General features: G+C 38.4%; 1 protein-coding gene. It reads right to left on the reverse strand.

All coding sequences use genetic code 11. The annotated features are described in order from the left end of the window. The coding region (locus ACPYOJ_RS37085) for a hypothetical protein (protein ID WP_481420644.1) at positions 1 to 232 on the reverse strand (232 nt) is incomplete at both ends.

Raw genomic sequence — 232 nt, forward strand, 5'->3', positions numbered from 1 at the left:
GAATAAGTACCGGTAAGGTTAAATTTTAAATGATCATCAAAAAAGCTAGGCCTGATTGCTATATTCCCGGTCGTTCTCTGAAAGCCTGATGTAATCAACAATCCGTCATTATTGAGATGATCTACCGAAAAACGGGTTGGCACCTTGCCAAATAAACTGCCTGAAACAGATGCATTAATATCATTCGTTACTGAAGTTCGAAAAATTTCGTCCTGCCAATCTGTATTAGCAG

It is taken from the genome of Rhizobium sp. SVR5-9E (genome assembly GCF_056755095.1).